Source organism: Flexivirga sp. G2, assembly GCF_055397625.1.
Window position 1 is genome coordinate 2,857,168 of the sequence record NZ_AP039675.1, and the last position, 26,518, is coordinate 2,883,685.

Annotated in this window: 23 protein-coding genes; 6 read left to right on the top strand and 17 right to left on the bottom strand. The window is 68.4% G+C overall.

Annotated features, from left to right (window positions below; genetic code table 11):
* Positions 1-26: 26 nt before the first annotated feature.
* The 13 genes from argF to ACZ50J_RS13920 all read right to left on the bottom strand — a co-directional run bounded on the left by argF (position 27) and on the right by ACZ50J_RS13920 (position 14,358).
* Positions 27-956, bottom strand: coding sequence for an ornithine carbamoyltransferase (gene argF, locus ACZ50J_RS13860; protein ID WP_464297737.1), 930 nt, complete (start codon positions 954-956; stop codon positions 27-29).
* Entirely contained in the window at positions 953-2,140 is a 1,188-nt protein-coding gene (locus tag ACZ50J_RS13865; RefSeq protein WP_464297738.1) for an acetylornithine transaminase, read from the bottom strand. The genes argF and ACZ50J_RS13865 overlap by 4 nt, the downstream gene beginning before the upstream one ends.
* On the bottom strand, positions 2,137-3,153 hold the full coding sequence (gene argB / locus ACZ50J_RS13870) for an acetylglutamate kinase (protein WP_464297739.1): 1,017 nt from the start codon (positions 3,151-3,153) through the stop codon (positions 2,137-2,139). Before argB ends, ACZ50J_RS13865 begins: the two co-directional genes overlap by 4 nt.
* Positions 3,150-4,301, bottom strand: a complete 1,152-nt coding sequence (gene argJ, locus ACZ50J_RS13875; RefSeq protein ID WP_464297740.1) for a bifunctional glutamate N-acetyltransferase/amino-acid acetyltransferase ArgJ — start codon at positions 4,299-4,301, stop codon at positions 3,150-3,152. Before argJ ends, argB begins: the two co-directional genes overlap by 4 nt.
* A 145-nt stretch (positions 4,302-4,446) precedes the next feature.
* Positions 4,447-5,493, bottom strand: coding sequence for an N-acetyl-gamma-glutamyl-phosphate reductase (gene argC, locus ACZ50J_RS13880; protein WP_464297741.1), 1,047 nt, complete (start codon positions 5,491-5,493; stop codon positions 4,447-4,449).
* 118 nt (positions 5,494-5,611) lie between these two features.
* On the bottom strand, positions 5,612-8,146 hold the full coding sequence (pheT, locus tag ACZ50J_RS13885) for a phenylalanine--tRNA ligase subunit beta (RefSeq protein ID WP_464297742.1): 2,535 nt from the start codon (positions 8,144-8,146) through the stop codon (positions 5,612-5,614).
* A complete protein-coding gene (gene pheS, locus ACZ50J_RS13890; protein WP_464297743.1) occupies positions 8,146-9,240 on the bottom strand; it encodes a phenylalanine--tRNA ligase subunit alpha in 1,095 nt (364 codons plus the stop codon). The genes pheT and pheS overlap by 1 nt, the downstream gene beginning before the upstream one ends.
* 35 nt (positions 9,241-9,275) lie before the next feature.
* Positions 9,276-10,334: a sensor histidine kinase gene (locus tag ACZ50J_RS13895; RefSeq protein ID WP_464297744.1), complete on the bottom strand. Its 1,059-nt coding sequence runs from the start codon at positions 10,332-10,334 to the stop codon at positions 9,276-9,278.
* Positions 10,335-10,436: 102 nt separating this feature from the next.
* Positions 10,437-11,246 carry a TrmH family RNA methyltransferase gene (locus ACZ50J_RS13900; RefSeq protein ID WP_464297745.1) on the bottom strand — a complete coding sequence of 270 codons (810 nt, stop codon included), beginning with the start codon at positions 11,244-11,246 and terminating at the stop codon, positions 10,437-10,439.
* 40 nt (positions 11,247-11,286) lie between these two features.
* A complete protein-coding gene (gene rplT, locus ACZ50J_RS13905) occupies positions 11,287-11,676 on the bottom strand; it encodes a 50S ribosomal protein L20 (protein ID WP_464297746.1) in 390 nt (129 codons plus the stop codon).
* Between the two features lie 82 nt (positions 11,677-11,758).
* Positions 11,759-11,953 (bottom strand): 50S ribosomal protein L35, encoded by a 195-nt coding sequence (rpmI, locus tag ACZ50J_RS13910; protein WP_325551201.1) that lies wholly within the window; start codon positions 11,951-11,953, stop codon positions 11,759-11,761.
* An 87-nt stretch (positions 11,954-12,040) separates the two neighbouring features.
* Complete coding sequence (infC, locus tag ACZ50J_RS13915) at positions 12,041-12,583, bottom strand: translation initiation factor IF-3 (RefSeq protein ID WP_464297747.1); 543 nt, start codon at positions 12,581-12,583, stop codon at positions 12,041-12,043.
* Positions 12,584-12,957: 374 nt separating this feature from the next.
* Complete coding sequence (locus ACZ50J_RS13920) at positions 12,958-14,358, bottom strand: cation:dicarboxylate symporter family transporter (RefSeq protein ID WP_464297748.1); 1,401 nt, start codon at positions 14,356-14,358, stop codon at positions 12,958-12,960.
* Positions 14,359-14,550: 192 nt separating this feature from the next.
* Here ACZ50J_RS13920 and ACZ50J_RS13925 point away from each other — a divergent pair, with 192 nt between their 5' ends.
* Entirely contained in the window at positions 14,551-16,173 is a 1,623-nt protein-coding gene (locus ACZ50J_RS13925; protein WP_464297749.1) for an ATP-binding protein, read from the top strand.
* A complete protein-coding gene (locus tag ACZ50J_RS13930; RefSeq protein WP_464297750.1) occupies positions 16,166-16,843 on the top strand; it encodes a response regulator in 678 nt (225 codons plus the stop codon). The genes ACZ50J_RS13925 and ACZ50J_RS13930 overlap by 8 nt, the downstream gene beginning before the upstream one ends.
* 34 nt (positions 16,844-16,877) lie before the next feature.
* On the opposite strand, the gene ACZ50J_RS13935 is transcribed toward ACZ50J_RS13930, so the two are convergent.
* From ACZ50J_RS13935 to ACZ50J_RS13945, 3 genes are read right to left on the bottom strand one after another with little or no spacing between them, the layout of a single operon-like run.
* Positions 16,878-18,110 carry a winged helix-turn-helix domain-containing protein gene (locus tag ACZ50J_RS13935; protein WP_464297751.1) on the bottom strand — a complete coding sequence of 411 codons (1,233 nt, stop codon included), beginning with the start codon at positions 18,108-18,110 and terminating at the stop codon, positions 16,878-16,880.
* A gap of 10 nt (positions 18,111-18,120) precedes the next feature.
* Complete coding sequence (locus tag ACZ50J_RS13940; protein WP_464297752.1) at positions 18,121-19,101, bottom strand: asparaginase; 981 nt, start codon at positions 19,099-19,101, stop codon at positions 18,121-18,123.
* A gap of 29 nt (positions 19,102-19,130) precedes the next feature.
* Complete coding sequence (locus ACZ50J_RS13945; RefSeq protein ID WP_464297753.1) at positions 19,131-20,324, bottom strand: MFS transporter; 1,194 nt, start codon at positions 20,322-20,324, stop codon at positions 19,131-19,133.
* Between the two features lie 253 nt (positions 20,325-20,577).
* Here ACZ50J_RS13945 and ACZ50J_RS13950 point away from each other — a divergent pair, with 253 nt between their 5' ends.
* Positions 20,578-20,757 (top strand): hypothetical protein, encoded by a 180-nt coding sequence (locus ACZ50J_RS13950; RefSeq protein WP_464297754.1) that lies wholly within the window; start codon positions 20,578-20,580, stop codon positions 20,755-20,757.
* Between the two features lie 100 nt (positions 20,758-20,857).
* On the opposite strand, the gene ACZ50J_RS13955 is transcribed toward ACZ50J_RS13950, so the two are convergent.
* Complete coding sequence (locus ACZ50J_RS13955; RefSeq protein ID WP_464297755.1) at positions 20,858-22,270, bottom strand: xylulokinase; 1,413 nt, start codon at positions 22,268-22,270, stop codon at positions 20,858-20,860.
* A gap of 116 nt (positions 22,271-22,386) precedes the next feature.
* Between ACZ50J_RS13955 and efeU the strand changes: the two genes are divergently transcribed.
* Genes efeU through ACZ50J_RS13970 form a run of 3 tightly spaced genes read left to right on the top strand, consistent with a single transcriptional unit; the run spans position 22,387 to position 26,517 of the window.
* Positions 22,387-23,985 carry an iron uptake transporter permease EfeU gene (efeU, locus tag ACZ50J_RS13960; RefSeq protein ID WP_464297756.1) on the top strand — a complete coding sequence of 533 codons (1,599 nt, stop codon included), beginning with the start codon at positions 22,387-22,389 and terminating at the stop codon, positions 23,983-23,985.
* Positions 23,978-25,246, top strand: a complete 1,269-nt coding sequence (efeO, locus tag ACZ50J_RS13965) for an iron uptake system protein EfeO (RefSeq protein ID WP_464297757.1) — start codon at positions 23,978-23,980, stop codon at positions 25,244-25,246. Before efeU ends, efeO begins: the two co-directional genes overlap by 8 nt.
* Positions 25,243-26,517, top strand: coding sequence for a Dyp-type peroxidase (locus ACZ50J_RS13970; RefSeq protein ID WP_464297758.1), 1,275 nt, complete (start codon positions 25,243-25,245; stop codon positions 26,515-26,517). Before efeO ends, ACZ50J_RS13970 begins: the two co-directional genes overlap by 4 nt.
* The last annotated feature ends 1 nt before the right edge of the window (position 26,518 follow it).

The window sequence follows — 26,518 nt, forward strand, 5'->3', positions numbered from 1 at the left end:
GGAGTCTCCGATCAGCCTGTCCCGCATCATGATTCGAGCAGGAAGGAGAGGACGGCCTTCTGCGCATGCAGCCTGTTCTCGGCCTCGTCCCACACCACGGACTGCGGCCCGTCGATGACGTCGCCGCTGATCTCGAACCCGCGGTAGGCCGGCAGGCAGTGCATGACGATCGCGTCGTCAGCGGCGTGGGCAACCAGCGTTTCGTCGACGGCGAACTTGCTGAACGGGCTCTCCACACCCTTCCTGTCACCGGCTTCCGCCTCCTGGCCCATCGAGACCCAGGTGTCGGTGATGACGACGTCGGCGCCGAGCACCGCAGCCACCGGGTCATCGGTGACCTGCACCGATCCTCCGGTCTCACGGGCGATCTCATCCGCCCGTTGCAGGATGTCGGCGCGCGGTTGATGGGTGCCCGGTGCACCGATGCGCACGTGCATGCCCGCAGTGGCTCCACCCAGCAGGTAGGAGTGCGCCATGTTGTTCGCACCGTCGCCGACATAGGTCATGGTGAGACCGGCGAGCTCACCCTTGTGCTCGGTAATGGTCAGCAGGTCAGCGAGGATCTGGCACGGGTGGAAGTCATCGGTCAATGCATTCACCACGGGCACAGTCGAATTCGTGGCCATCTCCTCGATGCGATCCTGCCCGTAGGTGCGCCATACGATCGCGGCGACCTGTCGCTCGACCACGCGGGTGACATCGGCGATCGACTCGCGGGTGCCGATCTGCGCGAGGTTGCCGTCGACGACCATCGGGTGGCCGCCGAGCTCGGCAACGCCCACGGTGAAGGACAGCTGCGTCCGCAGGGTCGGCTTGTCGAAGATCAGCGCGACCACTCGCGGTCCGGCGAGGGGCCGCAGGCTGAATCGGTCCTTCTTGAGCTCGGCGGCTCGTGCGAGGACGGTCGCTTGCTCGGCGGGTGTCAGGTCGTCGTCGCGCAGGAAGTGGCGGGTCATGACGTCGCGTCCTCGATGATGTCGGGGAGCGCGGACTCGAGCGTGTCCAGTTGCTCCGGTTGTATGACGAGTGGGGGTGCCAGCCGGAGTGCGTCCGGTGCCACCGGATTGACGATGAAACCGGCCGCGCGGGCCGCTGTCGCGATAGCTGCGCTGATCGGTTCGTCGAGTGTGATCGCCCGCAACAGGCCCTCACCACGGACGCCGGTCACGTGCGGGATCCTTGCTGCTGCAACAGCGTTCGCGAGATGCTCGCCCATCAGGCGGGCGTGCTCGAGTAGACCCTCCTGCTCGATCGTGTCCAGGACGGCCAGACCTGCGGCAGCCGCGAGCGGGTTCCCGCCGAAGGTCGTGCCGTGCTGGCCCGCGGTCAGCAGGCTCGACACATCGGCGCCGAAGGTGATCAGGGCGCCGATCGGCACGCCGCCACCCAGCCCCTTCGCGATCGTGATCGCGTCCGGGACGATGCCTGCGTGCTGGAAGCCGAACCACCGTCCGGTCCGACCGATGCCGGTCTGGATCTCGTCGACGATCAGCAAGGCCCCTGCGGCCGTGGTGATCTCGCGGGCTTCGCGCAGGAAGTCGACCGCTGGTGCGACCACTCCGGCCTCACCCTGCACCGGCTCCAGAACGACGGCGCTGGTGGTCTCGTCGACCGCCGCGCGCAATGCCTCGACATCGTCATACGGGACGTGCCGGACGCCCGGCAGCAACGGCTCGAAGGGTTCGCGATAGGCGGCCTTGTGGGTCAGCGCGAGCGCCCCGGTCGTGCGACCGTGGAACGCCTGCTCCGCGGCAACGATCCCGGTGCGGCCGGTGCGGCGTGCGAGTTTTATTGCGGCTTCGATGGATTCGGCGCCGGAATTGGCGAAGAAGACCCGCGAGCCCGCCGGTGCACCGGACACCTCCAGCAGCCTTTCGGCCAGGCTGATCTGACCCATCGAGGTGAACAGGTTGGAGATGTGCACGGCTTCGCCGGCCTGCTTGGAGATCGCCGACACCAGTGCGGGGTGCCCGTGCCCGAGTGCATTCACTGCGATGCCACCGACCAGGTCGAGGTACCGACGGCCGTCGACGTCCCAGACGTAGCACCCGTCACCATGGTCGAGGACCAGCGGTGGAGTTCCGAAGACTCCGAGCATGCTGTCCGAATACCGTTGCAGCCATTCGCTGTTGGAGGTCATGAGTTCTCTTCCGTGGTCTCGATACGGGCTCCGCTGGCGCTCCGCCCTACTCGACCAGCTTGGTTACCGGTCTCGATACGCGGCTCGTCGCTCGCCGCGACTCGACCGGCTTCGTGGTCGTCGGGGAGGACCATCGTGCCGATGCCCTCGTCGGTGAAGATCTCCAGCAGGATCGAGTGCGGCGACCGGCCGTCGACGACGTGCGTCTGCGGCACTCCCCCGCGTATGGCGCGCACGCACGCCTCGAGTTTCGGCACCATCCCCGCATCGACGCGACCCATGAGTTCCTCGGCCTGACTCACCGGCAGCGAACTGAGCAGGCTGTCGCGGTCGGGCCATTCGGCATACACGCCCTCGACGTCGGTCAGCACCACAAGCTTGTGCGCTTGCAGCGACACGGCGAGGGCGGCGGCCGCTGTGTCGGCGTTGACGTTGAGCACCTCTCCGTCGACGTCGAGGTCCGGCGCGACGGAGGACACCACAGGAATACGACCTGCATCCAGGAGGTCCTGGACCGCCGCGGGGTTCACGGTGACGACATCGCCGACGTGACCGATGTCCACCGTCTCGCCGTCGACGACCGCGCCACGACGTCGCGCTCCGAAGAGCGCGCCGTCCTCGCCGGACATACCGACCGCCAGCGGACCGTGCTGGTTGATCAGGCCGACGAGTTCGCGAGAAACCTGACCGGTCAACACCATTCGCACGACATCCATGGCCTCGGACGACGTGACCCGCAGCCCACCCTTGAACTCCGACGCGATGTCGAGTCGGTCGAGCATCCGCTGGATCTGCGGTCCGCCGCCGTGGACGACGACAGGGCGCAGGCCGGCGTACCGCAGGAACGCGACGTCCTGCGCAAAGGCTGCCTTGAGCTCGTCGTCGATCATGGCGTTGCCGCCGTACTTGATCACGACGAGGGCGCCACGGAATCGCTCGAGCCAGGGCAGCGCCTGCACGAGCGTGGTCGCCTTGGCCGCAGCGGTGGCGAGGTCGGTGGGTATGCGTTTCATGTCGAGTATGCCGAGTTCTCGTGGACGTAATCGTGCGTGAGGTCGTTGGTCCAGATCGTCGCGGACTGCTCCCCCGCGGCGAGATCCACCACGATGTGCACCGCTCGGCCGGCGAGGTCGACGAGGGAGCGATCCTCACCGACGCCACCGTCGCGGCATACCTGAATCCCGTTGATGGACACCGCAAGACGTGCTGGCTCGAACTGGGCGCGGGTGGTTCCCACGGCCGCCAGGATGCGCCCCCAGTTCGGGTCCTGGCCGAAGATCGCGCACTTGAAGAGGTTGTTGCGGGCGATCGATCGGCCCACCTCCAGTGCATCGTCGAGATCCGCTGCGTGCACGACCTCGATCTCGATGTCGTGCGCTGCACCCTCGGCGTCGCCGATCAGTTGCTGTGCCAGATCGCCGCACACGTCGGTCAACGCCGCGTCGAATGACTCCCGCTCCGGCCGAACGCCAGACGCCCCGGAAGCCATCAGCAGCACGGTGTCGTTGGTCGATTGACAGCCATCGGAGTCGATCCGGTCGAAGGTCGTCGCCGTCGCGGCTCGCAGTGCCGCAGCCGCCTCGTCCGGCTCCAGGACCGCGTCGGTCGTGATGACCACCAGCATGGTGGCGAGGGCCGGCGCGAGCATGCCCGCGCCCTTCGCCATACCGCCGACGGTCCAGCCGTCCCCCGCCGCGACAGACTGCTTGGCAACCGTGTCGGTCGTCATGATGGCCTCGGCTGCAGCCGAACCGCCTTCTGCCGACAGTGTGTTGATGGCATCGTCGGCGCCGGCCAGCAGCTTCTGCATCGGCAGCAATTCGCCGATCAGGCCCGTCGAGCAGACGATGACATCGCCGGCGGAGACGCCGAGGGCGTCGGCGACGTGCTCGGCGGTGGCATGTGTGTCGGCGAAGCCCTGCGCACCGGTGATCGCGTTGGCCCCGCCGGAGTTGAGTATCACCGCATCGGCTCGTCCGTCACTCACGGCCTGCCGGGACCACGTGACCGGAGCGGCCTCGACCCGGTTGCTGGTGAAGACGGCAGCCGCCGCGTGCGACGGGCCGTCGTTGACCACGACCGCCACGTCCGGCTTGCCGCTCGGCTTCAGGCCGGCGACGACACCGGAGGCCCGAAACCCTTGTGCTGCAGTCACACTCATACGTTGGCTCCTTGGGTCACGAAATTGTGTGGGGCCTCGTACCTCGGCCCTACTCGACCCGCTCGCCCGGCCTCGTACCTCGGCCCTACTCGACCCGCTCGCCCGGCCTCGTGCCTCGGCCCTACTCGACCCACAAGCTGCCGGGTCACGGTGCCATACCGGTGGTCGGCAGGCCGAGAGTCTCGTCGAACCCGCTCGCCAGGTTGAGGCACTGAACAGCCCCGCCGCCGGTGCCCTTGGTCAGGTTGTCTATCGCCGCAACCACGATGAGCCGGCTGACCCGCTCGTCGACCGTGACCTGGAGCTGGACGTTGTTGGAGCCGAGAACCGCTGCGGTTGTCGGCCATACGCCCTCGGGCAGCAGGTGCACGAATGGCTCGGCGTCATACGCGTCGGTATACGCTGCCCGCGCCTGCGCCGTCGTGGTCCCTGGCGAGACCTTGACCGAGCACGTCGCGAGAATGCCGCGCGGCATCGGTGCAAGTGTGGGGGTGAAGGACACCCCGACCTGCTGCCCACTCGCCCGAGACAGGTTCTGCTCGATCTCGGGGGTATGGCGATGCGTGCCGCCCACGCCATACGGACTCATCGAACCCATGGCTTCGGCCGCGAGCAGGTGCGGCTTCAGGGCCTTCCCGGCACCGGAGGTGCCGCTGGCCGCAACGATGACCACGTCACCGGTTGCCAGGCCGGCCGCGAACGCGGGAGCCAGCGCGAGCGAGGAAGCGGTCGGGTAGCAACCCGGCACCGCGACGTGCGTCGCACCCACCAGCGCTGCGCGCTGCTTGTCGCCACCTTCGACCACGAGTTCGGGCAGGCCGTAGGCCCAGCTGCCGGCATGCTCCGAGCCGTAGAACTCCTGCCAGGCCGCCGCGTCGGTGAGTCGGAAGTCGGCGCCGCAGTCGATGACAGTCACCTCGTCCGGGAGCTGGCGTGCCAGCTCCGCAGACGCGCCGTGCGGCAGCGCGAGGAACACGACGTCGTGGCCGGCGAGTATCTCGGCGGTGGTTGCCTGCAGCACCCGATCCGCGAGCGGGGCGAGGTGCGGGTGATGCTGCCCCAACCGGTCACCTGCGGACGAGGCCGCCGTGACAGCACCGATCGTCACCTCGGGATGCCCGATCAACAAACGAAGGATCTCTCCACCGGCGTAGCCACTGGCCCCGGCGACTGCTACTGACACCACGTGCATGACTATACATGATCATGCATAGTCATGTGAGTTCGATGCGGCCCTTCGTCGCTACCTTTCGATACGCCCTCGGCCAGCGCCTCGGCCTACTCAGGACGACGCCCGACCAGCGTGGCGCTCAGGTGCGCTGTGTCGCCCCGGTCGCCTTGCTTGCCGCGGCAACGGCGGCGTCCCGCGCGGCGTTGACCTCTTCGGTCTTCAGCGTGCGGTCGGCAGCCCGGAAGCCCATCCGATACGCCAGCGACTTCTTGCCCTCGCCGGCCTGATCGCCCTGGTAGGCGTCGAACAACTGGATCGTCTCGAGCAGCGGCCCGGCACCCTCACGCAGTGCCACCTCCACGGCCGCCGCCGTGACATCGCGGTCGACCACGAGCGCCACATCACTGCTGGCATGGGGCATCACGCTGATCGGCGCCGATCGCACCGGCTCGTCGCTCGCACGGATCAGCACGTCGAGGTCGATCTCGGCGCCGACCGTGCGCTCCGGCAGACCAAGCCGCTGCACGACCTTCGGATGCAACTCGCCCGCGTGCCCCACCAACGTGCCGTCGGCCAGGGTGAATCGGGCGCAACGCCCCGGGTGGTACGGCGCCGGGTCGTCGGCAGCCACCTGAACCGGCACGGCCAACGTTTCGGCGATACCGCGCACCGCGGCGATCGCGTCGCTCCAGTCGGCGTGCCGGCCGCCGCCCCACCATCCGCTGCGAGCGACCTCACCGGTCATCAGCAGGCCGAGATGGCGCGGCTGTGGCGGCACGGCTGTGCGGATCCGGTCGAGCAACTCCGGCTCCGGCCGAACACCGACCGGCGATGACGGGGCGGACTGCTGCGGCTCCTCGAGCGCGATGACCAGGCCCTGCTCGAAGAGTGCGACGTCCTTGGTGCCGCGAGCGACATTGCGCTTCAACGCGTCGACCATCGTCGACAGCACCGAGATCCGCATCAACGGCTGTTCCTCGGACAACGGATTTGCGATCCGCACCGTGCGCGCACGCGCGGCGTCGGCCGGGTAACCCAGTGCCTCGTGCCGTTCGTCGCTGGTGAAGGGCGCCGACCACACCTCGCTGAACCCTTGCGCCGCAAGCACATTGGCGACCGTGCGCCGCGCCTGCTGCGCGTGGGTCAGGCCGCGGCCACCCGGCGGCGTCGGCAGGATGGACGGGATCTGGTCGTAACCGACGACGCGTGCGACCTCCTCCACCAGGTCGGGTCCGGTGCGCAGGTCCGGACGCCACGACGGCGGGGTCACCGACCAGGGCGGCGCCGTTGCGCCGCGATCGACCGTGCAGCCCACGTCCTGCAGAACTCGTGCCACCTGCTCGTCGTCATACGACATCCCGACCAGCTTGGTGGCGAGCGAGGGGTCGAACTCGATCGCCGGAGCCGGGGCGACGTTGTTCAGATCCGTGACCCCGACGTCGGCCGTGCCGCCGCCGAACTCCACGAGCAACTGGACCGCGAGTTCGACCGCGGCCGGCGCCAGCGCCGCGTCGACGCCGCGCTCGAACCGCTTCGACGCCTCCGACGGCAGCTTGTGCCGACGCGCGGAGCGGGCGACCGTGATCTGGTCGAAGTGCGCACCTTCGATCAGCACGTCCGTCGTGCTGTCACTGACCTCGGAGTCGAAGCCGCCCATCACACCGGCGATGCCGAGTCCGCGCTCACCGCCATCGGTGATCAGAAGATCTTCGGGGAAGAGCGAACGGTCCGATCCGTCAAGGGTTTTCAGCTTCTCGCCGGACCGCGCACGGCGTACGACGATCGGGCCGTCGATGGTCGCCAGATCGTAGGCGTGCAGCGGTTGCCCGAGCCCGAGCATCACGTAGTTGGTGACGTCGACCGGTAGGGAGAGCGGCCGCATGCCGGCCTCGGTGAGCCGGGTCGCCATCCAGGCAGGAGTCGGCGCCGAGACGTCGACGCCGCGTACGGCACGCGCGACGAACCGGTCGCATCCGACCACGCCACGCAGCGGAGCATCGTCCTGCACACGCACCTCGTGACCCTCGCCGTTGGCGGCGGGCGCGGCGGCCGTGAGCGCAGCCGCCGGGTCGGTGAAGTCGATGCCCTCCGACAAGGCGAACTCCCGCGCCACACCTCGTATGGCGAAACAGTAGCCGCGGTCCGGTGTCACATTGATCTCGATGGTCTCGCGATCCAGCCCCAGCAGCGGTATGGCGTCCTGCCCCGGCTCCAGCTGCGCCCCCGGAAGCCGGTCGGCGAGACGGATGATCCCGTCCGAACCGTCGTCCGGCAGACCCAGCTCGTCGGCGGCGCAGATCATCCCGGCGGACACGTGCCCGTAGGTTTTGCGCGCCGAAATCGCAAAGCCACCAGGCAGTTCCGCGCCCGGCAGCACCACCACGACCAGATCGTCGACGTCGAAGTTGTGCGCACCACAGACGATGTCCTGCGGCTCGCCGGTGCCGTTCGCGTCCGCGACGTCGACGGAGCACCAGTTGATGGTCCTGCCGTTCTTCTGCGGCTCGGGCTGCTTACTCAGCACCTTGCCGACCACGAGCGGCCCGGTGACCTCGCCGCCGTGCAGGCCCTCCTCCTCGAGGCCAACCCGCACCAGCGCAGCAGCGACCTCGGCGCCGCCGGTCCCGGCGGGCAGCTTGACGTACTCCCCCAACCAATCCAACGGAATTCGCATCAGATCTCCATCCCGAACTGCGCGTCGAAGCGCACGTCTCCCTCGATCAGCTCCCGCATGTCGGACTGCCCGGTGCGGAACTGCAGTGCGCGGTCGATGCCCATGCCGAAGGCGAAGCCCGAGTAGACGTCGGGGTCGATCCCGCACGCCAGCAGCACGTTGCGGTTGACCATGCCGCAGCCGCCCCACTCGATCCAGCCGGTGCCGCTGCACGAGCGGCAGTCGGGGTCCTCCCCGCGGCATACGAAACAACGCAGGTCCATCTCGGCCGACGGCTCGGTGAACGGGAAGAACGAGGGGCGCAGCCGGGTGGTGATGCCCTCCCCGAACAGCTCACTCGCCATCCGGTCCAGGGTGCCCTTCAGGTGCGCCATGGTGATGCCCTTGTCAACGGCGATGCCCTCGATCTGGTGGAACGCGGGCATGTGCGTCGCGTCCAGGTCGTCGGTGCGGTAGACACGGCCGATGCAACCGACATACAGCGGCACACCGCGCTCGAGCAGCGAGCGCGCCTGAACCGGCGAGGTGTGCGTGCGCAGCACGAGTCCGCTGTCCTCGGGCGCGATGTAGAACGTGTCCTGCATCTGCCGCGCCGGGTGGTCGACGTCGAAGTTGAGCGCGTCGAAGTTGAACCACTCCGCCTCGACCTCGGGCCCCTCGGCGATCTCCCAGCCCATCCCGACCAGCAGGTCCGCGATCCGCTCGCCCATCAGATCGACCGGGTGACGGCGACCGAGCGGCCGTCGCCCCGGCACCATCGTCACGTCGACGGCCTCCTCGACCAGGATGCGCTCGTCGCGTTCGGCTTCCAACTCGGCCTGCCGGTGCTTGAGTGCGGCACCGACCTGACCGCGCGCCTGACCGACACGCTTGCCCGCCTCGGCCTTCGCCGACGGGGGCAGCGCACCGATCTCACGATTGGCCAGCGCGAGCGGGCTCTTGTCGCCCTGATGCGCGGTGCGGGCAGCCTTCAACTCGTCCAGGGTTGCGGCGCCGGCAAAGGCACCCAACGCATCCTGGACGTTCTGCTCGATGACTGCGGGGTCGAGAGCGGCCACCTCGACGGGATCGTATGACGTGTTCGGACCAGACACAGTGCCAAAGTCTAGGTGGTGGCCGCGAACCCGCGTCAGTCGCCGTGCTCGGGCGTATGCCGCGGCAGGGTCAGCCGGAACGTGGCGCCGCCGGGTTGGTCGGGCACCTCGATCCGGCCACCGTGTGCAGCGACCAGGCCGTGCACGACATACAGGCCCAGGCCGTTGCCGCCGCGACCGCTCGCCTGCCAGAAGCGGGTGAACACCAGCGACCGCTGCTCGGGCGGTATGCCGGGCCCTTCGTCCGACACGTCGAGCTGTAGCTCGCGCCGACGGAGCTCGACCGTGACGGTGACGGTTCCGCGGCCGTGCCGCACGGCGTTCTCCAGCAGGTTCGACAGCACCTGGGTCAGCCGGTCCGGATCGGCCGACACCTCGACCTCGGCGAATTCGCTGACCACCCGGAACCGTTCGGCGTCGACTCCGGTCGACACGACCCGCGCGATGCCGTTGCGGATCAGGGACAGCAGGTCGACCTCCCGCGGTCGAAGGACCAGCCGGCCGGCGTCGAGCCGGGAGACGTCGAGCAGCTCGTCGACCTGCCGCTGCAGACGCGCTGCGTCGGTGTCGATGGCGTCCAGCATCCACAGCTTCTGGTCGTCCCGCAGCTGGTCCCACCTGTTGCGCAGCGTGCGCGAGAAGCCACGCACCGCACCCAACGGGGCACGCAACTCATGGGCGACCGTGGTCACCAGGGCGGACGTCTCGGACTCGATGCGGTCGCGTGCGGTCGTGCTGCGCATCGTCATCACCAGCCACTGCAGCGTGCGCTCTGGCCCTGCACGCAGATGTCGGGTGGCCGCCAGCACGCTGCGTCCGTCGGCGAGCATCAGGCGTTGCTCGGGAGAGCCGCTACGGGTCCGCAGGCCACCCCACGGATTGTCGGTGGCCCAGAAGGACCGCCCGTCGGTGCACAGCAACGGCAACACGTCCCGGATGTCCGCACCGATCTGCTCGGTGAGCGGTATGCCGGTGAGCCGTCCGGCCCGCTGGTTCGCCAGCACGAGCCGGCGGTCGGCGTCGATCACCACGACGCCCTCGGGCAATTGTTCCAGCAGCGCCGCGTAGACAGCAGGAGCCAGGGCCGGCTCCACGGGCTGCCATTCACCCCACGAAGTTCTCCACTCGTTCCTCGCTCCGACACTTCGCGGGGACCCCGAATCCTCACTCCGGCTCTGGCGGGTCATATCACGAGCCTACGAGGTGGGATCCATCGCCCTGCGGTCCGCACTGGCGTACATGCAGACTGTGGCGGCGAGCGCGAGGTTGAGCGACTCGGCGTGGCCGTGGATGGGAACGCGGACGACCTCGTTGGCCAGGTCGCGTGTCGCCTCGTCCAGGCCCCACGCCTCGTTGCCCATCAGCCACGCGTGTGCGCCGGTCAGGTCGGCGTCGGGAAGCAGGGTGGTGCCGGCGCCGTCGGCGGCCAGCACCCGCCGGCCACGGTCCCGGCAGGCGGCGATCAACCCGGGGACGTCCCCGCCGAGTGCGATCGGCAGGTGCCACAGCGAGCCGGCCGTGGACCGGACCACCTTGGGGTTGTAGAGGTCGACGCTCGCGTCGGACAGGATCACCGCGCGGGCACCTGCGGCGTCGGCCGAACGGATGACGGTGCCGGCATTGCCGGGGTCGCGCACATGGGCGAGCACGACGACGAATCCGTCGTCCGCGGCCAGGGCCTCGTCGACAGGAACGTCGACCGGCCGGCACACGGCGACGATGCCCTGCGGGTGTTGGGTGTCCACCAGCGCGGTCATCACGGCCGAGGAACATTGATGCACATGGATGTTCGCGTCCCGGGCGAGCTGGACCAGCTCAGCGTGGCGCTCGAATGCGGCGTCGTCGACATACAGGTCGACGACGGTGGCCGGGGCGAAGCGCAGCACCTCACGGACACCCTGCGGTCCGTCGACGACGAACCGTTCTGCTCGTTGACGCGCCGAACGCCGGCCCAGTGCTCGGACCGCCTTCACCCGCTCCGCGCGGGGATTGGTGAGGACGGACACGAGCAGTGGACCGGCGTTCGTATGTCTGCGGTGAGCCGCGTCAGGCGACGGAGTCGGCCTTGGCGTCGGTCGTCGCCGGCACGTTGGCCTTGGCGATCTCGACGAGCGCGGTGAAGGCAGCGGCGTCGTTGACGGCGAGCTCGGCGAGCATGCGACGGTCAACCTCGACCTCAGCGGCCTTGAGGCCCTGGATGAAGCGGTTGTACGTCATGCCGTTGGCGCGGGCGCCGGCGTTGATGCGCTGGATCCAGAGGCGACGGAAGTCACCCTTCCGGGCGCGACGGTCCCGGTAGCTGTAACCCATGCTGTGGGTGACCTGCTCCTTGGCCTTGCGGTAGAGCCGCGAACGCTGTCCGCGGTAGCCGCTGGCCTGCTCCAGAACGGTCCGACGCTTCTTCTGGGCGTTGACCGCCCGCTTCACGCGTGCCACGTGAATCTCCTTCTAATTGCTAGTGGTTCGTCAATGTGCCCGCGATAGCGGCGGTGACACCGACGAGTTCGGTGAAGTGGACTTACTTGCCCAGCAGCTTCTTGATCTTCTTGCTGTCAGCAGCCGACGCCTCGACGTCGGGGACCAGGCGACGCGCCTGGCTGCTGGTGCGCTCCTGGAACTTGTGCACGTGACGTGCACGCTGCCGGATGACCTTGCCGGACCCGCTGATCTTGAAGCGCTTCTTGGCGCCACTGTGGGTCTTCATCTTCGGCATAGCCGATCTCCTTCGTTACATGGTGTGCCAGCCCATCGGGGCATGGCTCGTTACGGACTCGCGCGTGGTGGTGCGGCGCGATGAACTTCAGGCGTCGGCGTTCGCAGCCTCTGCTGCTTGCGCCTGCTCGCGGCGGCGACGGCCCTCGGCCCGTGCCTCCGCCTTCTTCTTGGTCGGTCCCAGGACCATGACCATGTTGCGGCCGTCCTGCTTCGGCGCGCTCTCGACGAAGCCGAGCTCCGCGATGTCCTCCGCGAGCCGCTGCAGCAGCCGGAAGCCGAGCTCCGGGCGCGACTGCTCACGTCCGCGGAACATGATCGTCACCTTGACCTTGTCGCCCGCCGACAGGAAGCGCTCGACGTGGCCCTTCTTGGTGCCGTAGTCGTGCGGGTCGATCTTCGGGCGGAGCTTGATCTCCTTGATGACGGTGTTGACCTGGTTCTTGCGCGACTCGCGGGCCTTCATGGCGGCTTCGTATTTGAACTTGCCGTAGTCCATGAGCTTTGCCACGGGCGGCTTGGCCATGGGTGCGACCTCGACCAGGTCGAGGTCCGCTTCAGCGGCCAGTCGCAGCGCGTCTTCAACGCGCACGATGCCGACCTGCTCTCCGTTCGGCCCAACCAACCGCACTTCCGGAACCCGGATGCGGTCGTTGATACGGGTCTCAGCGCTGATGTGATGCTCCTTCGTCGTTGTTCGTCCTGCCGGGCAACGAAAAGAGGCTCCTCGTCACCCATCATGGTGCGCGAGAAGCCTCTGGCAGCACAGTCGACGTCCGGTATGTCGAACAGATCCGTCAACGGATCTGCGACGAACCTGCTCGTCACTGGACCGAACCTGGCGACCTGTCGGTCGCACGAGGTGGAAGCGTCAGCTTCTCTTGCACACTGATCCGGCTCACGTCGGACCAGTCGGTGAGACAACAGTAGCAGTGCCACCGCCCTCGACCGAAATCGAGCGCCCGGCCCGGCCGGCATACGGCACGGGTCGGACGCTCGACGTGGTCAGCCCGCCGGACTCATCGCGCCGGTGCGATCACGTTCGGTCGGTCGTTCGGGTATGGCGTCCTCCTCCGTCGCGCCACCACCCTCGAGCATGCTCTCGTCGAAGGGGGCGGCACCGTTGAGCACCGCATCGAGTTGCCGGCGATCCAGCCCGCCGGTCCAATGACCGACCAGCACCGTGGCGATCGCGTTGCCGGCGAAGTTCGTCAGGGCACGCGCCTCGCTCATCATCCGGTCGATGCCGACGATCAGGCCGACCCCTTCGACCAGGTCGGGTCGGTGCGACTGCAGTCCGCCCGCCAGTGTTGCCAGTCCGGCACCGGTGACACCCGCGGCTCCCTTGGAGGCGATCACCATGAAGACGAGCAACGAGATCTGCTGGCCGAGGCTGAACGGCTTGTCCAACGCATCGGCGATGAAGAGCGAACCCATCGTCAGGTAGATGGCCGTCCCGTCCAGGTTGAACGAGTACCCGGTCGGGACGGTGATGCCCACGACGGGACGAGCGACGCCGAGGTGCTCCATCTTGGCGATCAGGCGAGGCAGGGCCGACTCGGAGGACGACGTCGACAGGATCAGCAGGAACTCACGCGCGAGGTAGCGCAACAGCACGAACACGTTCACCCGAGCAACGACCCACAGGATGGCGCCGAGCACGCCGAAGACGAAGAGGAAGCAGGTGAGGTAGAAGGCGATCATCACCACGGCCAGGCCCTGCAACGCCTTCCAGCCGGTCGCACCCACGACCGCCGCCATCGCACCGAACGCTCCGACGGGTGCGACGTACATGATCATCTGCATCAGCCGGAAGACGAGCCGCTCACAGTGCTTGATGCCCTTCAGGATCGGTTCGCCGGCGGGCCCGAGCTTCTGCAGGGCGAAGCCGACGAGGAGTGCGACCAACAACGTCTGCAGCACGGAGCCGGACGTCAGCGCCGACACCAGCGTGTCCGGGACCAGGCCGAGGATGAAGTCGACCGTCCCGCCCGCCTCGGAGTCGACCTGGCTGTGTCCGGTCGCCGCCAGTTCCTTCGTCAGGTGCAGACCGGATCCGGGGTGGATGAGGTTGCCGACGAGCAGACCGATCGCGAGGGCCACGGTCGACATCGTCAGGAAGTAGCCGAGGGCGAGACCGCCGATGCGGCCGACCGCAGCCGCCTTGCGGACCGATCCGATACCGAGAACGATCGTGCAGAAGATGATCGGTGAGATCATCATCTTGATGAGGTTCACGAATGCCGTGCCCAACCACTTCAGTTGCACGCCGAAGTCGGGCCAGATGATGCCGACGGCGATGCCGGCCACCATGGCGATCACGACGGCGGCATACAAGTAGTGCGTGCGGTCCTTCGTGCGGGCCGGCGGGGTCCCGCCAGTTCCCGGGTCCTTCACGTGAGTCATGACTCTCTCCAACGGGTCGTCGTCCCCGTCCTGGTCTCGGGGAACCTGTCCGACCATGTCGGCGCGAGTGATGCAGGTCACGTTTGTGTTCATTGTGTTCATCAACAAGCAGAGTGAGCTTGGAGTGGGCGGACCCGGAAGCAGCTTTGCTGCGGCCGGGCCGGCCCAGAACAAGCCTCATGGTGTTCATCGATGAGTGACCGGACCGCGGACGGTCGCAGACCGCTGCGGCCACGCTCGCCGAGAAAGTGGAGCGTCGCGGCGCAGACGTTCGCGCTCGAGGTCGTCGTGGCGTTGTTCGTGGTCATGGCCGGAGTTGCGGGCGCGTATGTGCAGGCCCGGCACTTCAGTACCCAGCGGGCGACCGACCAGGTGCTCGCCGTCGCGGAGTCGGTCGCGGCCCAGCCACAGGTGATCGACGGTCTGCACGCCAAGGATCCGTCGGCCACCCTGCAGCCCCTCGCCGAAGGCGTCCGGAAGCGGACCCACACCGACTTCGTGGTCATCATGAGCCCGCAGGGGGTCCGGTACAGCCACCCGAATCCGGCGCAGATCGGGCAGACGTTCGTCGGCCACATCCGCCCGGCTGCCATGGGTCAACGCGTCGTGGAGGACTACACCGGCACGCTCGGACCGTCCCGCCGTTGCGTGGTTCCGGTGACCGACCGCGGCCGCGTGATCGGGTTGGTGTCGGTGGGAATCCGCAAGGAGGAGGTCAAGCAGCAGGTCAGCGACCAGCTGCCCACGGTGCTCGGCGCCGGGCTGGTGGCCGCCCTGCTGGTCGGCCTCGGCACCGCTCTCGTCTCCCGTCGGGTACGGCGGCAGACGCACGGCCTCGGCTCCCGGCAACTGCAGGAGATGTACGACTACTACGACGCAGTGCTGCATGCCGTGACCGAGGGCCTGTTGCTCATCGACCTGACCGGCCGCGTGCGCATCGCCAACGATGAGGCGATGCGGCTGTTGGACCTACCGCCGGACTTCGCCGACCGCACGGCGGACGACCTCGGCCTTCCTGCGCCGATGGTCGCCACACTGACCGACGACAGTGCACGGCACGACGAACTGCAGATCGCCGGTGGGCGCACGCTCGTGGTCGGCAAGGCGCGAGTCGCTCCGGGCGGCAGGCCGGTCGGGTATGTCGTCACCATGCGCGACCGCACCGAGCTGGTGGCGCTGACCGGTGAACTGGACTCGGCCCGCAGCCTCGCCGAAGCACTGCGGTCACAGACGCACGAGGCCTCCAACCGATTGCACACCATCGTCTCGCTGATCGAACTCGGGCACACCGACCGCGCGCTGAACTTCGCGACCGAGGAGTTGGACCAGGCGCAGGGCCTCACGGACCGGGTCGTCGGAGCGGTCGACGGCGAACCCGCACTCACCGCCCTGCTGCTCGGCAAGGCGGCGCAGGCCCGCGAGCGCGGCATCGCGCTGCTGATCGAGGACTCCACCGTTCCTGAGAACGCCGCGCCCACGGCCGATCTGATCACCATCGTCGGTAACCTCGTCGACAATGCCTTCGACGCGGTGTCCGATCTCGAGTCCGACCGGATCGTCCGGTTCCGCGCGGAGGTGCAGGACGGATGGACGACGATGCGGGTCACCGACAACGGGCCGGGTCTCAGTGGCGACGTCGAGCAGGCGTTCCGGCGTGGCTACTCGACGAAAGAGGCCGGGCAAGCCGGCCGCCGCGGAGTGGGACTGGCGCTGGTCGCGCAGTCGGTCGCCCGCCTGCACGGCACCGTCGAAGTTGTCGGTCCCCCAACACAATTCGTCGTCCGGCTGCCGATCCTGCAGGATCGGGATGAGTGACCTCAGGGTCCTCGTCGTCGAGGACGAACCGGTGGCGGCGGAGGCGCACACGGCATACGTCGGGCGGGTGGACGGCTTCACCGTGGTGGCCACCGTCGGCACCTGCCAGGACGCCATCCAGGCGCTGCAGGATCAGCCGGTCGACGTCGTCCTGCTGGACATGCACCTGCCGGATCGACACGGTCTGGAGATCCTGCGCGCATTGCGGTCGGCGCGGCACCGCGCCGACGTCATCGCCGTCACGTCCGCCAGAGAGCTCGACGTGGTGCGGTCGGCGGTGTCGCTCGGAGTCGTCCAGTACGTCCTCAAACCCTTCACGTTCGCCACGTTGCGGGACCGGCTGGAGGCCTACCGCGCGTACGTGGATCGAGCCGACCGAGGATCGGCCGTCGCGAGCCAGTCAGAGGTGGACGAGATGCTCGGTTCGCTGCGTCCGACCGGCCGGACCCAGCTGCCGAAGGGGCTGTCCGAAGAGATGCTGGCCCGGGTGAGCGAGGTGCTGCGGGAGTCGGATGCGGCGTTGTCGGCGCGCGACCTGGCCGACCGGTTGCCGGTCAGCCGGGTGACGGTGCGCCGCTACGCGGAGTACCTGTGCGACACCGGCCTCGCGGTGCGCCGATCACGGTATGCCGGGGCCGGACGTCCGGAGGTGGAGTACCGCTGGGTGTGAACCGGCTCGACCGGGTCCCACCTGCGACCCCGCCTCATCCCCGGGACGACACCTCGGCCACCAACGCCGGTGCCAGGTCACCCCGACCCGCCACGTGGGTGTCGGTGAGGTCGAGCCAGGCCGCGAGCTCGTCCAGCGACTGCGCCAGTGCCGCGGCCGTGTGCGCGGGGGCACCGGGCTCGGCATACGCACCGAGAACGTGCAGTGCACTCCCCCGCCGGTCGGCCTTCAGGTCGACCCGCGCGACGATGCGGTCGCCCAGTAGGAACGGCAGCACGTAATAGCCGTGCACCCGCTTCGCCTCGGGCACGTAGATCTCGATGCGGTAGAAGAAATCGAAGAGCGACTCGGTGCGCTCGCGTTGCCAGACCAGCGGGTCGAACGGGCTCAACAACGCCTGCGCGCGGACCGTGCGCGGCACCGTCACGTCGCGGTGCAGATAGGCCGGTCGGCGCCACCCCTCGACCGTCACCGGCAGCAGCTCGCCGTCCTCGACGAGGGATTGCAGCGCCAGCCCGACCTGTGGCAGATGAACGCGCGACTCCTGCATGCGGAAGTAGTCCCGCAGGTCGAATTCTGTTGCCACGCCATACGATCGGGCGGCTCGACGCAGCAACTCGCGCGATGCCTCGAGCAGCGTCGGCTCGGGCCGGGCGAGCACGTCCGCCGGGATCACGCGCTCGGGCAGGTCGTAGACACGCTCGAACGCGCTGTTGCGGCGGGCGACGCTGAGCTCACCGGCGAAGAAGAGGAACTCCAGAGCCTTCTTGGTCTTCGACCAGTTCCAGCCCCAGTTGTCCCGCGTTCGCGGCAGTCCGTCGTCGAGATCCCGCGCGGTCGCCGGGCCGCCCGTCTCGATCTCGCGCAGCAACGCCGTCGGCAACCGCTGGTCCTCCGGTATGCCGAACCACGCGTGCCCACGCGAGGCGTGATCGCGCATCCGGTGGATCATCACCGGCCACAGCTCGACCGGCATGTATGCCGCGCAGTGCGCCCAGTACTCGACCAGCCTGCGCGGCGCCCGCCCGGACGCCCGATCCAGCAGGCCGACGTCGTAGGCACCCATCCGGGAGAACAACGGCATGAAGTGCGCCCGTTGCAGCACGTTGACCGAGTCGATCTGCAGCACGCCGGTGCGCTCGATCGTGCGGCTCAGCGTGCGCATGGTCGGCGGACTGTGCCGAGGATCGCGAAACCCCTGCGCCACCAGCGCGATCCGGCGTGCCTGTGCTGCGGACAACGAGTCGATGCGGTGGGCGACACTCACCTGCGCGACCCTAGACGGCGACACCGACATGCCGCGCGAACGCCGTGCCTGCCTCGTCACCGTCGAGCCCGGAGGCCAGGAGCGCCAGCAGGAGCAGCCGCGCCTTGTAGGGATCCAGCCCGCCCGCCGGCAGCAGGCCGCCCGCCACCAGGTCACTCTCGCTGCCCGGTCCGCCGTAGGTCGCCGTGTGCACCGTGCCCGCGCCGGTGCGCGACGCCAGCACGACCGGACGGGTGCCGGCCAGCCGCATCGCCCGAGCGGCGACCTCCGGGCGCAGGTGACCGACACCGAAGGCGGCGACCACCAACCCGTCACAGTCGTCGACCGCGTCGAACAGCACGCCGTCGTCGTCGAGCACGGTGACGATCAGCGGCACCCGCACGACACGCGTCGGTACGTCCACCGGCGTATGCCGCACCACCCTCGTCGCGAATCGCACCGTGCCCTCCTCGACCCGGCCGATCGGGCCGGCACCAGGGGATACGAACGCACCGACACTGCTCGTATGCCGCTTGGCCACGAATCGCGCCGCGTGGATCTCGTCGTTCAGCACCACGAGCGCACCCAGGGCAACGCTCGCGGGGCTGGCCGAAACGCGCAATGCAGCAACAAGATTCGCCGGACCGTCCGGTCCGGGCAGACCCGGATTGCGCATCGCGCCGGTCACCACGAGCGGTGCGTTGTGCGGCCACCACAGATCCAGCAGGAACGCAGTCTCCTCGAGGGTGTCGGTCCCCTGAACGACGACGACCGCGTCGGCACCGGCTGCCACGGATCGCGCAGCGGCGGCGTGCAACTCGGCCAGGTCCGCAACCGAGATGCGGGAGCTGCCGACAGCCCGGAAGTCGACGACCTCGGCGTCGATGCCGAGTTCTTGCACCTCCGGTGTCTGCAGCAGGTCCGCGCCGGTCAGCCGCACCACGGCCCCCGTGCCGTCCGTGCCGGTCATGCTGATCGTGCCGCCGAGGAAGAACACCGCTACCCGAGTCACCGGATCACCCTAGTGAGGAGGTGCGCCCCTCATGCGGCGAGTGCGTGCATCGTGACGCGACGGCGGTGCAGATGCAGTGCGCCATACCCACCGAGCGCGACGGCGACGCCGATCGCCGACACCACCAGGAACCCGCCGCCGAAGCCCCACGCGTCGATCGCCGCGCCGCCCAGCGGCGCACCGAGCGCACCGCCGGCGGTCATGAATGATCCGTGCCAACCCATGGCCTCGCCACGAGCGGCGGAGGGCACGACCCGGCTCACCGCATCCACCGTGGCCGTGATCGTCGGCGCGCAGAAGAGACCCGCGATCAGCGAGATCGCCGCCAACGACCAGGTGCCGCCCGCGAGTGCCATCGGTGCCGTGGCCGCAGCCAATCCGAAGAGCAGGACGAACGGTTGCACCGGCCGGGAGATCGCGCCGTAGATCAGGCCGCCGAACAACGACCCGGCTGCCCACGGCACGAGCACGACACTCATCTGGCCGACGGCGTCGAAGTGGCGCATCGCGGCGACGATCGCGACATCGCTGCCGCCCAGCACGATGGTCGACGCGGCTGCCGCACCACAGATCCCGAGGAAGCCTGCCCGGAACCATGCCTTGCGCGGCACGACCTGACCGGCGACGTCGGTCTCGGGCTCGGCCGGGCGCAGCGTCGGGTTGATGACGAACAAGGCGATGCCGACGAGCACCCCGACCATCTGCAGCCCGAACAGCACGAACCGGGTGTCGAACGCGGTCGCCAGCCAGACGGCCAGGACCGGGCCGACCATGAACGCCATCTCGACACTCATACCGTCGAGCGACAGTGCTGTGCGACGGTCGTCGTCCGGAACGACCGCGATGACGCCCTGCCGGATGATCGAGAAGGTCGGAACCACGAAAAGCCCTGCCGTCGTTGCGAGTACGAGCAGCGCCCAGTAGCCGGCGAACGGCGCGACCGCCCAGCAGATCGCGTTGACGATCAACGAGGGAAGCACGACGCGACGCAGTCCCATCCGGTCCAGCAGCTTGCCGCGCCACGGGCCGGAAACCGCGATCGCGAGCGTCGCACCGGCGGCGACCAGTCCGGCCTCCGAGTAGGACCGCCCGAGCGACTGCACCACGTGCAGCGTCAGCACGACGGCCGCGGAAGCGATCGGGATGCGCAACAACAGACCGAGGAGCAGAACTCGCCGAACGTCGGCACTGCGCAACACACGCTGGTAGGGGCTGAACGACATGGGGAGTCACTCCTTCGAGGGTCTTGGGGATCGAGATGTGTGCGGCACGACGCCGAGTTCAATACTTCCATATCGAAATGTTCGACGCGACGGATTTATTGCCGGGTGAGAGCAAGATCTCACCGAGTTCTCCCAGTCGGCCCTCGGCTCCGGCGAAGGCCGGCCGGAAAGACTGTCGGTGCCGGGAATTATTCGGAGGGGCCCTCCGTTACACCTCCTGTCCGCCGGAGCCAGCTATCGAAAGGGACCTGGGATGGCACCACACACGTCAACCGTCGTGCGCAGCACGACGTCGAAACTGCTCGACCAACTGCACCTCGACAACGTCACCCGCACGCACGACACGTCAACGGATGTACGCACGGACACGCAGACCGTTCATCGCATGCGCCCGTATGCCGAGCAGCTCGCGTTCGAGCGCGGCGAGATCTGACCCTCGCAGCTCCGCGTCCACACCGAATACCTGACAAGCCGACCGGCTCGAGCCCTTCACAGCAGGGCAGGAGCGGTCGGCTTCGTCATGCCCGGGCCACTCAGCGGACGACCGCCCCCGGGTGCGTCGCATCGACCAGGTCCCGGTACCGCCCGGCAGCCACCGCCCCGGCGTCGGGGTCCGACGGTTCGACGGTCGCCGCAACCGGAACGTCCCACTCCGGCGGCGCCGCATCGCCGGAAAGCGCCCACGCGGCCTGCCGCGCGGCACCCAGCGCGACATACTCCCCCGGGTGCGGCACCAGCACCGGTACGCCGAAGATGTCCGCGGCCGCCGCTCGAACCGTGCCGGCTGCGGCCGCACCTCCGATGAGCAACACCCGACGGGCCCGGATGTCATTGCGCGCGAGCGCGTCGATGCAGCCCTTCAGATTGCACAGCATTCCCTCGACATACGCCCGGGCCAGGTGCGCAGGGGTCGAGTTCGCGCGGGTGATGCCGGCCAGGGTGCCCTGCGCCGTCGGCAGGTTCGGGGTGCGTTCGCCGTCGAGGTAGGGCAGCAACGTCAGCCCGTCGGCACCGATCGGCGCCCGCGCCGCGAGCGCGTCCAGGCCGGCCAGATCGACATCGAGCGTGCTCGCGGCCGCCACGAGGACGCGGGCCGCATTGAGCGTCGCCAACAGCGGCAGGTGCCGCCCGGTCGCGTCCGCGAACCCGGCCACCGCCCCACTGACGTCACCGACCGGCCGGTCGTGCACCGTGAAGACCGCTCCACTGGTGCCGAGTGAGACCACCACGTCACCGGGTTCGATGGCCAGACCGAGCGCCGCCGCGGCATTGTCTCCCGTGCCGGCTGCGACGAGCATGCCGTCCGCCGTACGACCGGCAGCTTCGGAGGGGCCGACGACACGCGGCACTCGCACCTCTCGTCCGAAGGCCCGCTCGAGCAGGTCGTGCCGGTATTCGCCGGACACCGGGGACCAGTAGGCCGTCCCCGAGGCATCCCCGCGATCCGTTGTCCACTCCTGAAAACCGTTACCGTCCTTGAGGATCCGGCCGGTGAGCCAATCGTGCGGCAGCACCACGGTGCTGGTCCGTGCAGCGTTCTCGGGTTCGCGCTCGGCGAGCCAGCGCAACTTGGTGCCGGTGAAACTGGCGACCGGGACCAGGTCGACAGCGTCGACCCAGGCAGGGGCACCACCGAACTCGTCGACCAGGCGTGCCGCCTGCGGTGCCGAGCTGGTGTCGTTCCAGAGCATCGCGTCGCGCACGAGTTCGTCCGACTCGTCGAGAGTGACCATGCCGTGCTGCTGGCCACCGACGGCGATGGCGCGGACGTCGTCCAGCAGGCCCCCGGCGCGGGCTTCCTGGAATGCCGTCCACCAGGCAGCCGCGCTCACCTGGGTCCCGTCCGGATGACTCGCTCTCGCCTCGCGAACGATGCGGCCGGTCGCCGCATCGCACACCACGATCTTGCAGGACTGTGTCGAACTGTCGACTCCGGCAACCAACATGACGCGAGGCTATCCGGTCCGACCCCCGCAAGGATGGCCGGATTTGCCGTATCGGACGCAGCGTCTATGCTCGACCTGCTTAGTTAAGGCTTGCCTAATCCTCAGAGAGGTCCCCGGTGCTCGCGACATTCGTGATCGGCCTGCGCGAAGGTCTCGAAGCAGCCCTGATCGTCGGCATCATCGCCGCGTTCCTGAAGAAGAACGGTCACCGGCTCACCGCCATGTGGCTCGGCGTGGGCGCCGGCGTGGCGATCAGCATCGCCGTCGGCATCGCGCTCAAGGTCATCGAGTCCGCCCTGCCACAACGGCAGCAGGAGATGATGGAGACGATCATCGGCGGGGTCGCCGTCGTCTTCGTCACCGGGATGATCATCTGGATGAGCAAGCACTCCCGCGGCCTCAAGCGGGAGATCGAGTCCGCGGCACAGAGCGCGCTCGGCGAGGGCACCGCGCGGGCGATGGTGATCATGGCCTTCCTGGCCGTCCTCAAGGAGGGCTTCGAGTCGGCGGTCTTCATGCTGGCGACCTTCCAGGCGGCAACCAACACCGGCAGTGCGATCGCCGGTGCCGTGCTCGGAATCGGCGCCGCGGTGCTGCTCGGTGTCGGCCTCTACACCGGCGGCGTCTCGATCAACCTCGGCAAGTTCTTCAAGGGCACCAGTGTCTTCCTCATCCTCATCGCTGCCGGCCTGGTCGTCACCGCACTGCGCACCGCGCACGAAGCGGGCTGGCTGAACGCCGGCCAGGGGCGGACCGTCGACCTGCACTGGCTGGCGCCCGTCGGCTCGATCCGCAGTGCCGTCTTCACCGGAGTCCTCGGCATACCGGCCGACCCGCGGGTGGTCGAGGTGCTCGGGTGGTTCCTGTTCGTCATACCGATGGCGCTGATCGCGTTCTGGCCGGCCGCCCATCGTCCCGACGCCATACAGAGTGCACGGTTGAAGTACGGCCTTGCCGCCGCATGCGTCGTCGGCGCGATCGTCGCCTTCCTCGCGACCCCGTCGGCCGGCCTGTCCACTGCCCGCAAGGTGCCGGTGGTCGACAGCACCGGCTCCCCCGCGGGCAGCATCGAACTCAGCGGCCACACCCTGCGCACCTCCACCGGCGCGGACGTCGACCTGCAGTCGAAGGGATCCACCATCGTCTCCGGGGTGCGCACCCGGCACCTGACCGGCGCGCCAGCGCGCGGCACGGGCGGCACGGGCGGCAGCGCACCGACGACGCTCACCCTCGCGCAGGTCAGTGCGCTCAACGGCGGTCGCGTCCCGGTCGGCGTGGACCCCAACGTCAACCCCGGCCCCTACCAGGCGGCCTGGAACATGACCGACACACTCGACGTCTGGACCAGCCACGGTCGCGTGTATGACGCCAACCGCACCTCCCGCACCAGCGTCACGCTCACCGGCGGCGGTCTCACGACCGCACGCACGATGACCGTTGCGCCCGGCGCGAAGGTCCCCGCCGGCGTCACCGCCCCCGCCGGGTCCTGGTCGGTCGCCCCGTCATACGTCGATGACTTCTCGGCGAAGCTGAATCACTTTGCCGGCGAACGCGATTCGGCGAACTTCTGGGGACGGTTCGTCCCCCTCGCGCTGCTCTTCGCAGCCGCAGCACTCGTTGTCGTCGCGCTCCGCTCGCGACGTCGTGCCCACGCCACCGGCAAGCCTGCCAGTGGCCCAGCCCCGCATCCGTCAAGGAGCTCAGCACATGCATAGCCACCGCAGGTCCACCATCCGTCACGTCGCTGGATCGGGCGCCGCCGTTGCTCTCGCGCTCACCCTCGCCGCGTGCGGGTCGTCCTCCTCGAGTGGCGGCGGAAAGAGCGCAGCCGGCGACAAGTCCGAGGGTTCGGCCAAGGGCGCCGCAGCACCGGTGTCGGGCGGCGCGGCCCAGGTGAAGGTCAATCTCACGTCCGCAGGTGGCTGCGAGGTCGACCACACGTCGGCACCCGCCGGCCCCGTGACGTTCACGGTGACCAACAAGGACGCCACCGCGATCAACGAGATCGAGTTGCAGAGCGACCAGCGGATCCTCGGCGAGAAGGAGAATCTCGCCCCCGGGCTGGCGCCGGTGAAGTTCACCGCGACGCTGTCCGGCGGGAAGTACCAGCTCTACTGCCCCGGCGCCGACAAGGAGAACGTTCCCTTCACGGTCACCGGCAAGGCTGCGGCCGTCGGCAACGGTTCGACGTCGGCACTGCTGAAGACCGGCACCCAGGGTTACGCGAAGTTCGTCGACCAGAACGCGACCGACATGGTCACGGCGGTCAAGACCCTGCAGACCGAGGTCGACAAGGGTGACCTCGCGGGTGCGAAGAAGGCGTATGCCGGTGCGCGTCCGTTCTACGAGAAGATCGAGTCCGACGTCGGTGGTTTCGTGCTTCCGGGCTTCAAGCCGGGCGACAACGCCGGCAACCTCGATTACCTGATCGACATGCGCGAGTCGAACCTCGATCCGAAGGTCGGCTGGCACGGGTTCCACGCCGTCGAGCGCGACCTTTGGAAGAACGGCAAGATCACCCCGCAGACCAAGAAGTACGCCAAGGAACTGCACACGAACGTCGCCAAACTGGCCGGCCTGGTCAAGGGCGTCACGTACAAACCGGAGGACCTGGCCAACGGTGCGGCGAGTCTGCTGGAGGAAGTGCAGACCAACAAGATCAAGGGCGAGGAGGAGAAGTACAGCCACACCGACCTGTCCGACTTCGCCTCGAACGTCGAGGGCGCCCAGCAGGCCTTCGCCTTCCTCAAGCCCGGCCTGCAGAAGATCGACCCCGCGCTCACCAAGAACGTCAGCAAGCAGTTCACCATCGTGACCGACTCGCTGACCCCGTACCGCGACGGCAAGGCACTCGGCGGCTTCGCCGCCTGGACGCCGCAGCTGCGCAAGACCGACGCCGCGAAGCTGAGCAAGAAGGTCCAGGCGCTGCAGGACCCGTTGTCCCGCATCGCACAGAAGGTGGCGACCGCAGGTTGAACAGCGAACAGCAGAACACCGCAGCGCACGCCGGACTCCCCCGCCGTCGCCTCTTCCAGGGTGCGGTCGGCGGGGCGGCCGTCGGTGCGCTCGCGGTCGGCGGTTCCTGGGGCCTGGACGCTTCCCGCGCCAATCCCGCGGAAGCCGCCGACAAGGACGCCATCGACCTGACGACGCAGTACCCGTACTACGACCAGGCCGAACCGGTCGGCATCCGGACGCCGCCGCAGCGCTACTCGATCTTCATGACGTTCGACATGAGCGACGGCGCGCTGAAGACCGACCTGCAGTCGCTGTTGGCACGGTGGACGGCAGCGAGCGCACAGCTGATGCGCGCTCAGCCGATCGGCCAGGTCCAGCCGCAGTCCGCTGCCGGAGTCGGCGGCGACACCGGTGAGGCTCTCGGCCTGGACGCCGCGAGTCTCACCGTGACGATCGGGCTCGGGCCCTCGCTCTTCGACGAGCGCTTCGACCTGGCCGCCAAGCGTCCGCGCCTGCTGCACAAGTTGCCGACGCTGCCGAGCGACAACCTGACGGCGGCGACCAGCGACGGCGATCTCTCCGTGCAGGTCTGCGCCGATGACCCGCAGGTCTGCTACCACGCCATCCGCAACATGGCCCGTATGGCGCGAGACGTCGTCCAAACCCGTTGGTCCGTCATGGGATTCGGCCGAGCGTCAGCCGGCAAGGGCCAGCAGACCCCGCGAAACCTCTTCGGCTTCAAGGACGGCACGCGCAATATCACCACGGCAGCCGACTTCGACAAGTTCGTCTGGTTGAAGGACGCCGACTGGATGACCGGTGGCAGCTATCAAGTGGTCCGCAAGATCGAGATGAACATCGAGGTCTGGGACGCGGACCAGGTCAGCGACCAGGAGCACATCTTCGGCCGCGGGAAGATGCAGGGCGAGCCGTTGACCGGCAAGACCGAGCACGACACCCCGCACTTCGGTGCCAAGGGCAAAGACGGCGCCCCGGTCATCGCCTCGACCTCGCACATCGCGCTGGCCGCACATGAGAACAATGGCGGCATCAAGATCCTGCGGCGGGGCTACAACTACACCGACGGCATCAACGAGTTCGGCCAGCTCAACGCCGGCTTGCTCTTCGTCTCGTATCAGAACGACCCGGCGCACTTCGTGCAGCTGCAGCGCAAGCTCGGCGCCGCCGACCTGCTCAACGAATATGTCAAGCACGTCGGGTCGGGCCTGTTCGCCATACCCCCGTCGCCGAAGTCCGGCCACTACATCGGCGAGGAGCTCTTCAAGTAGG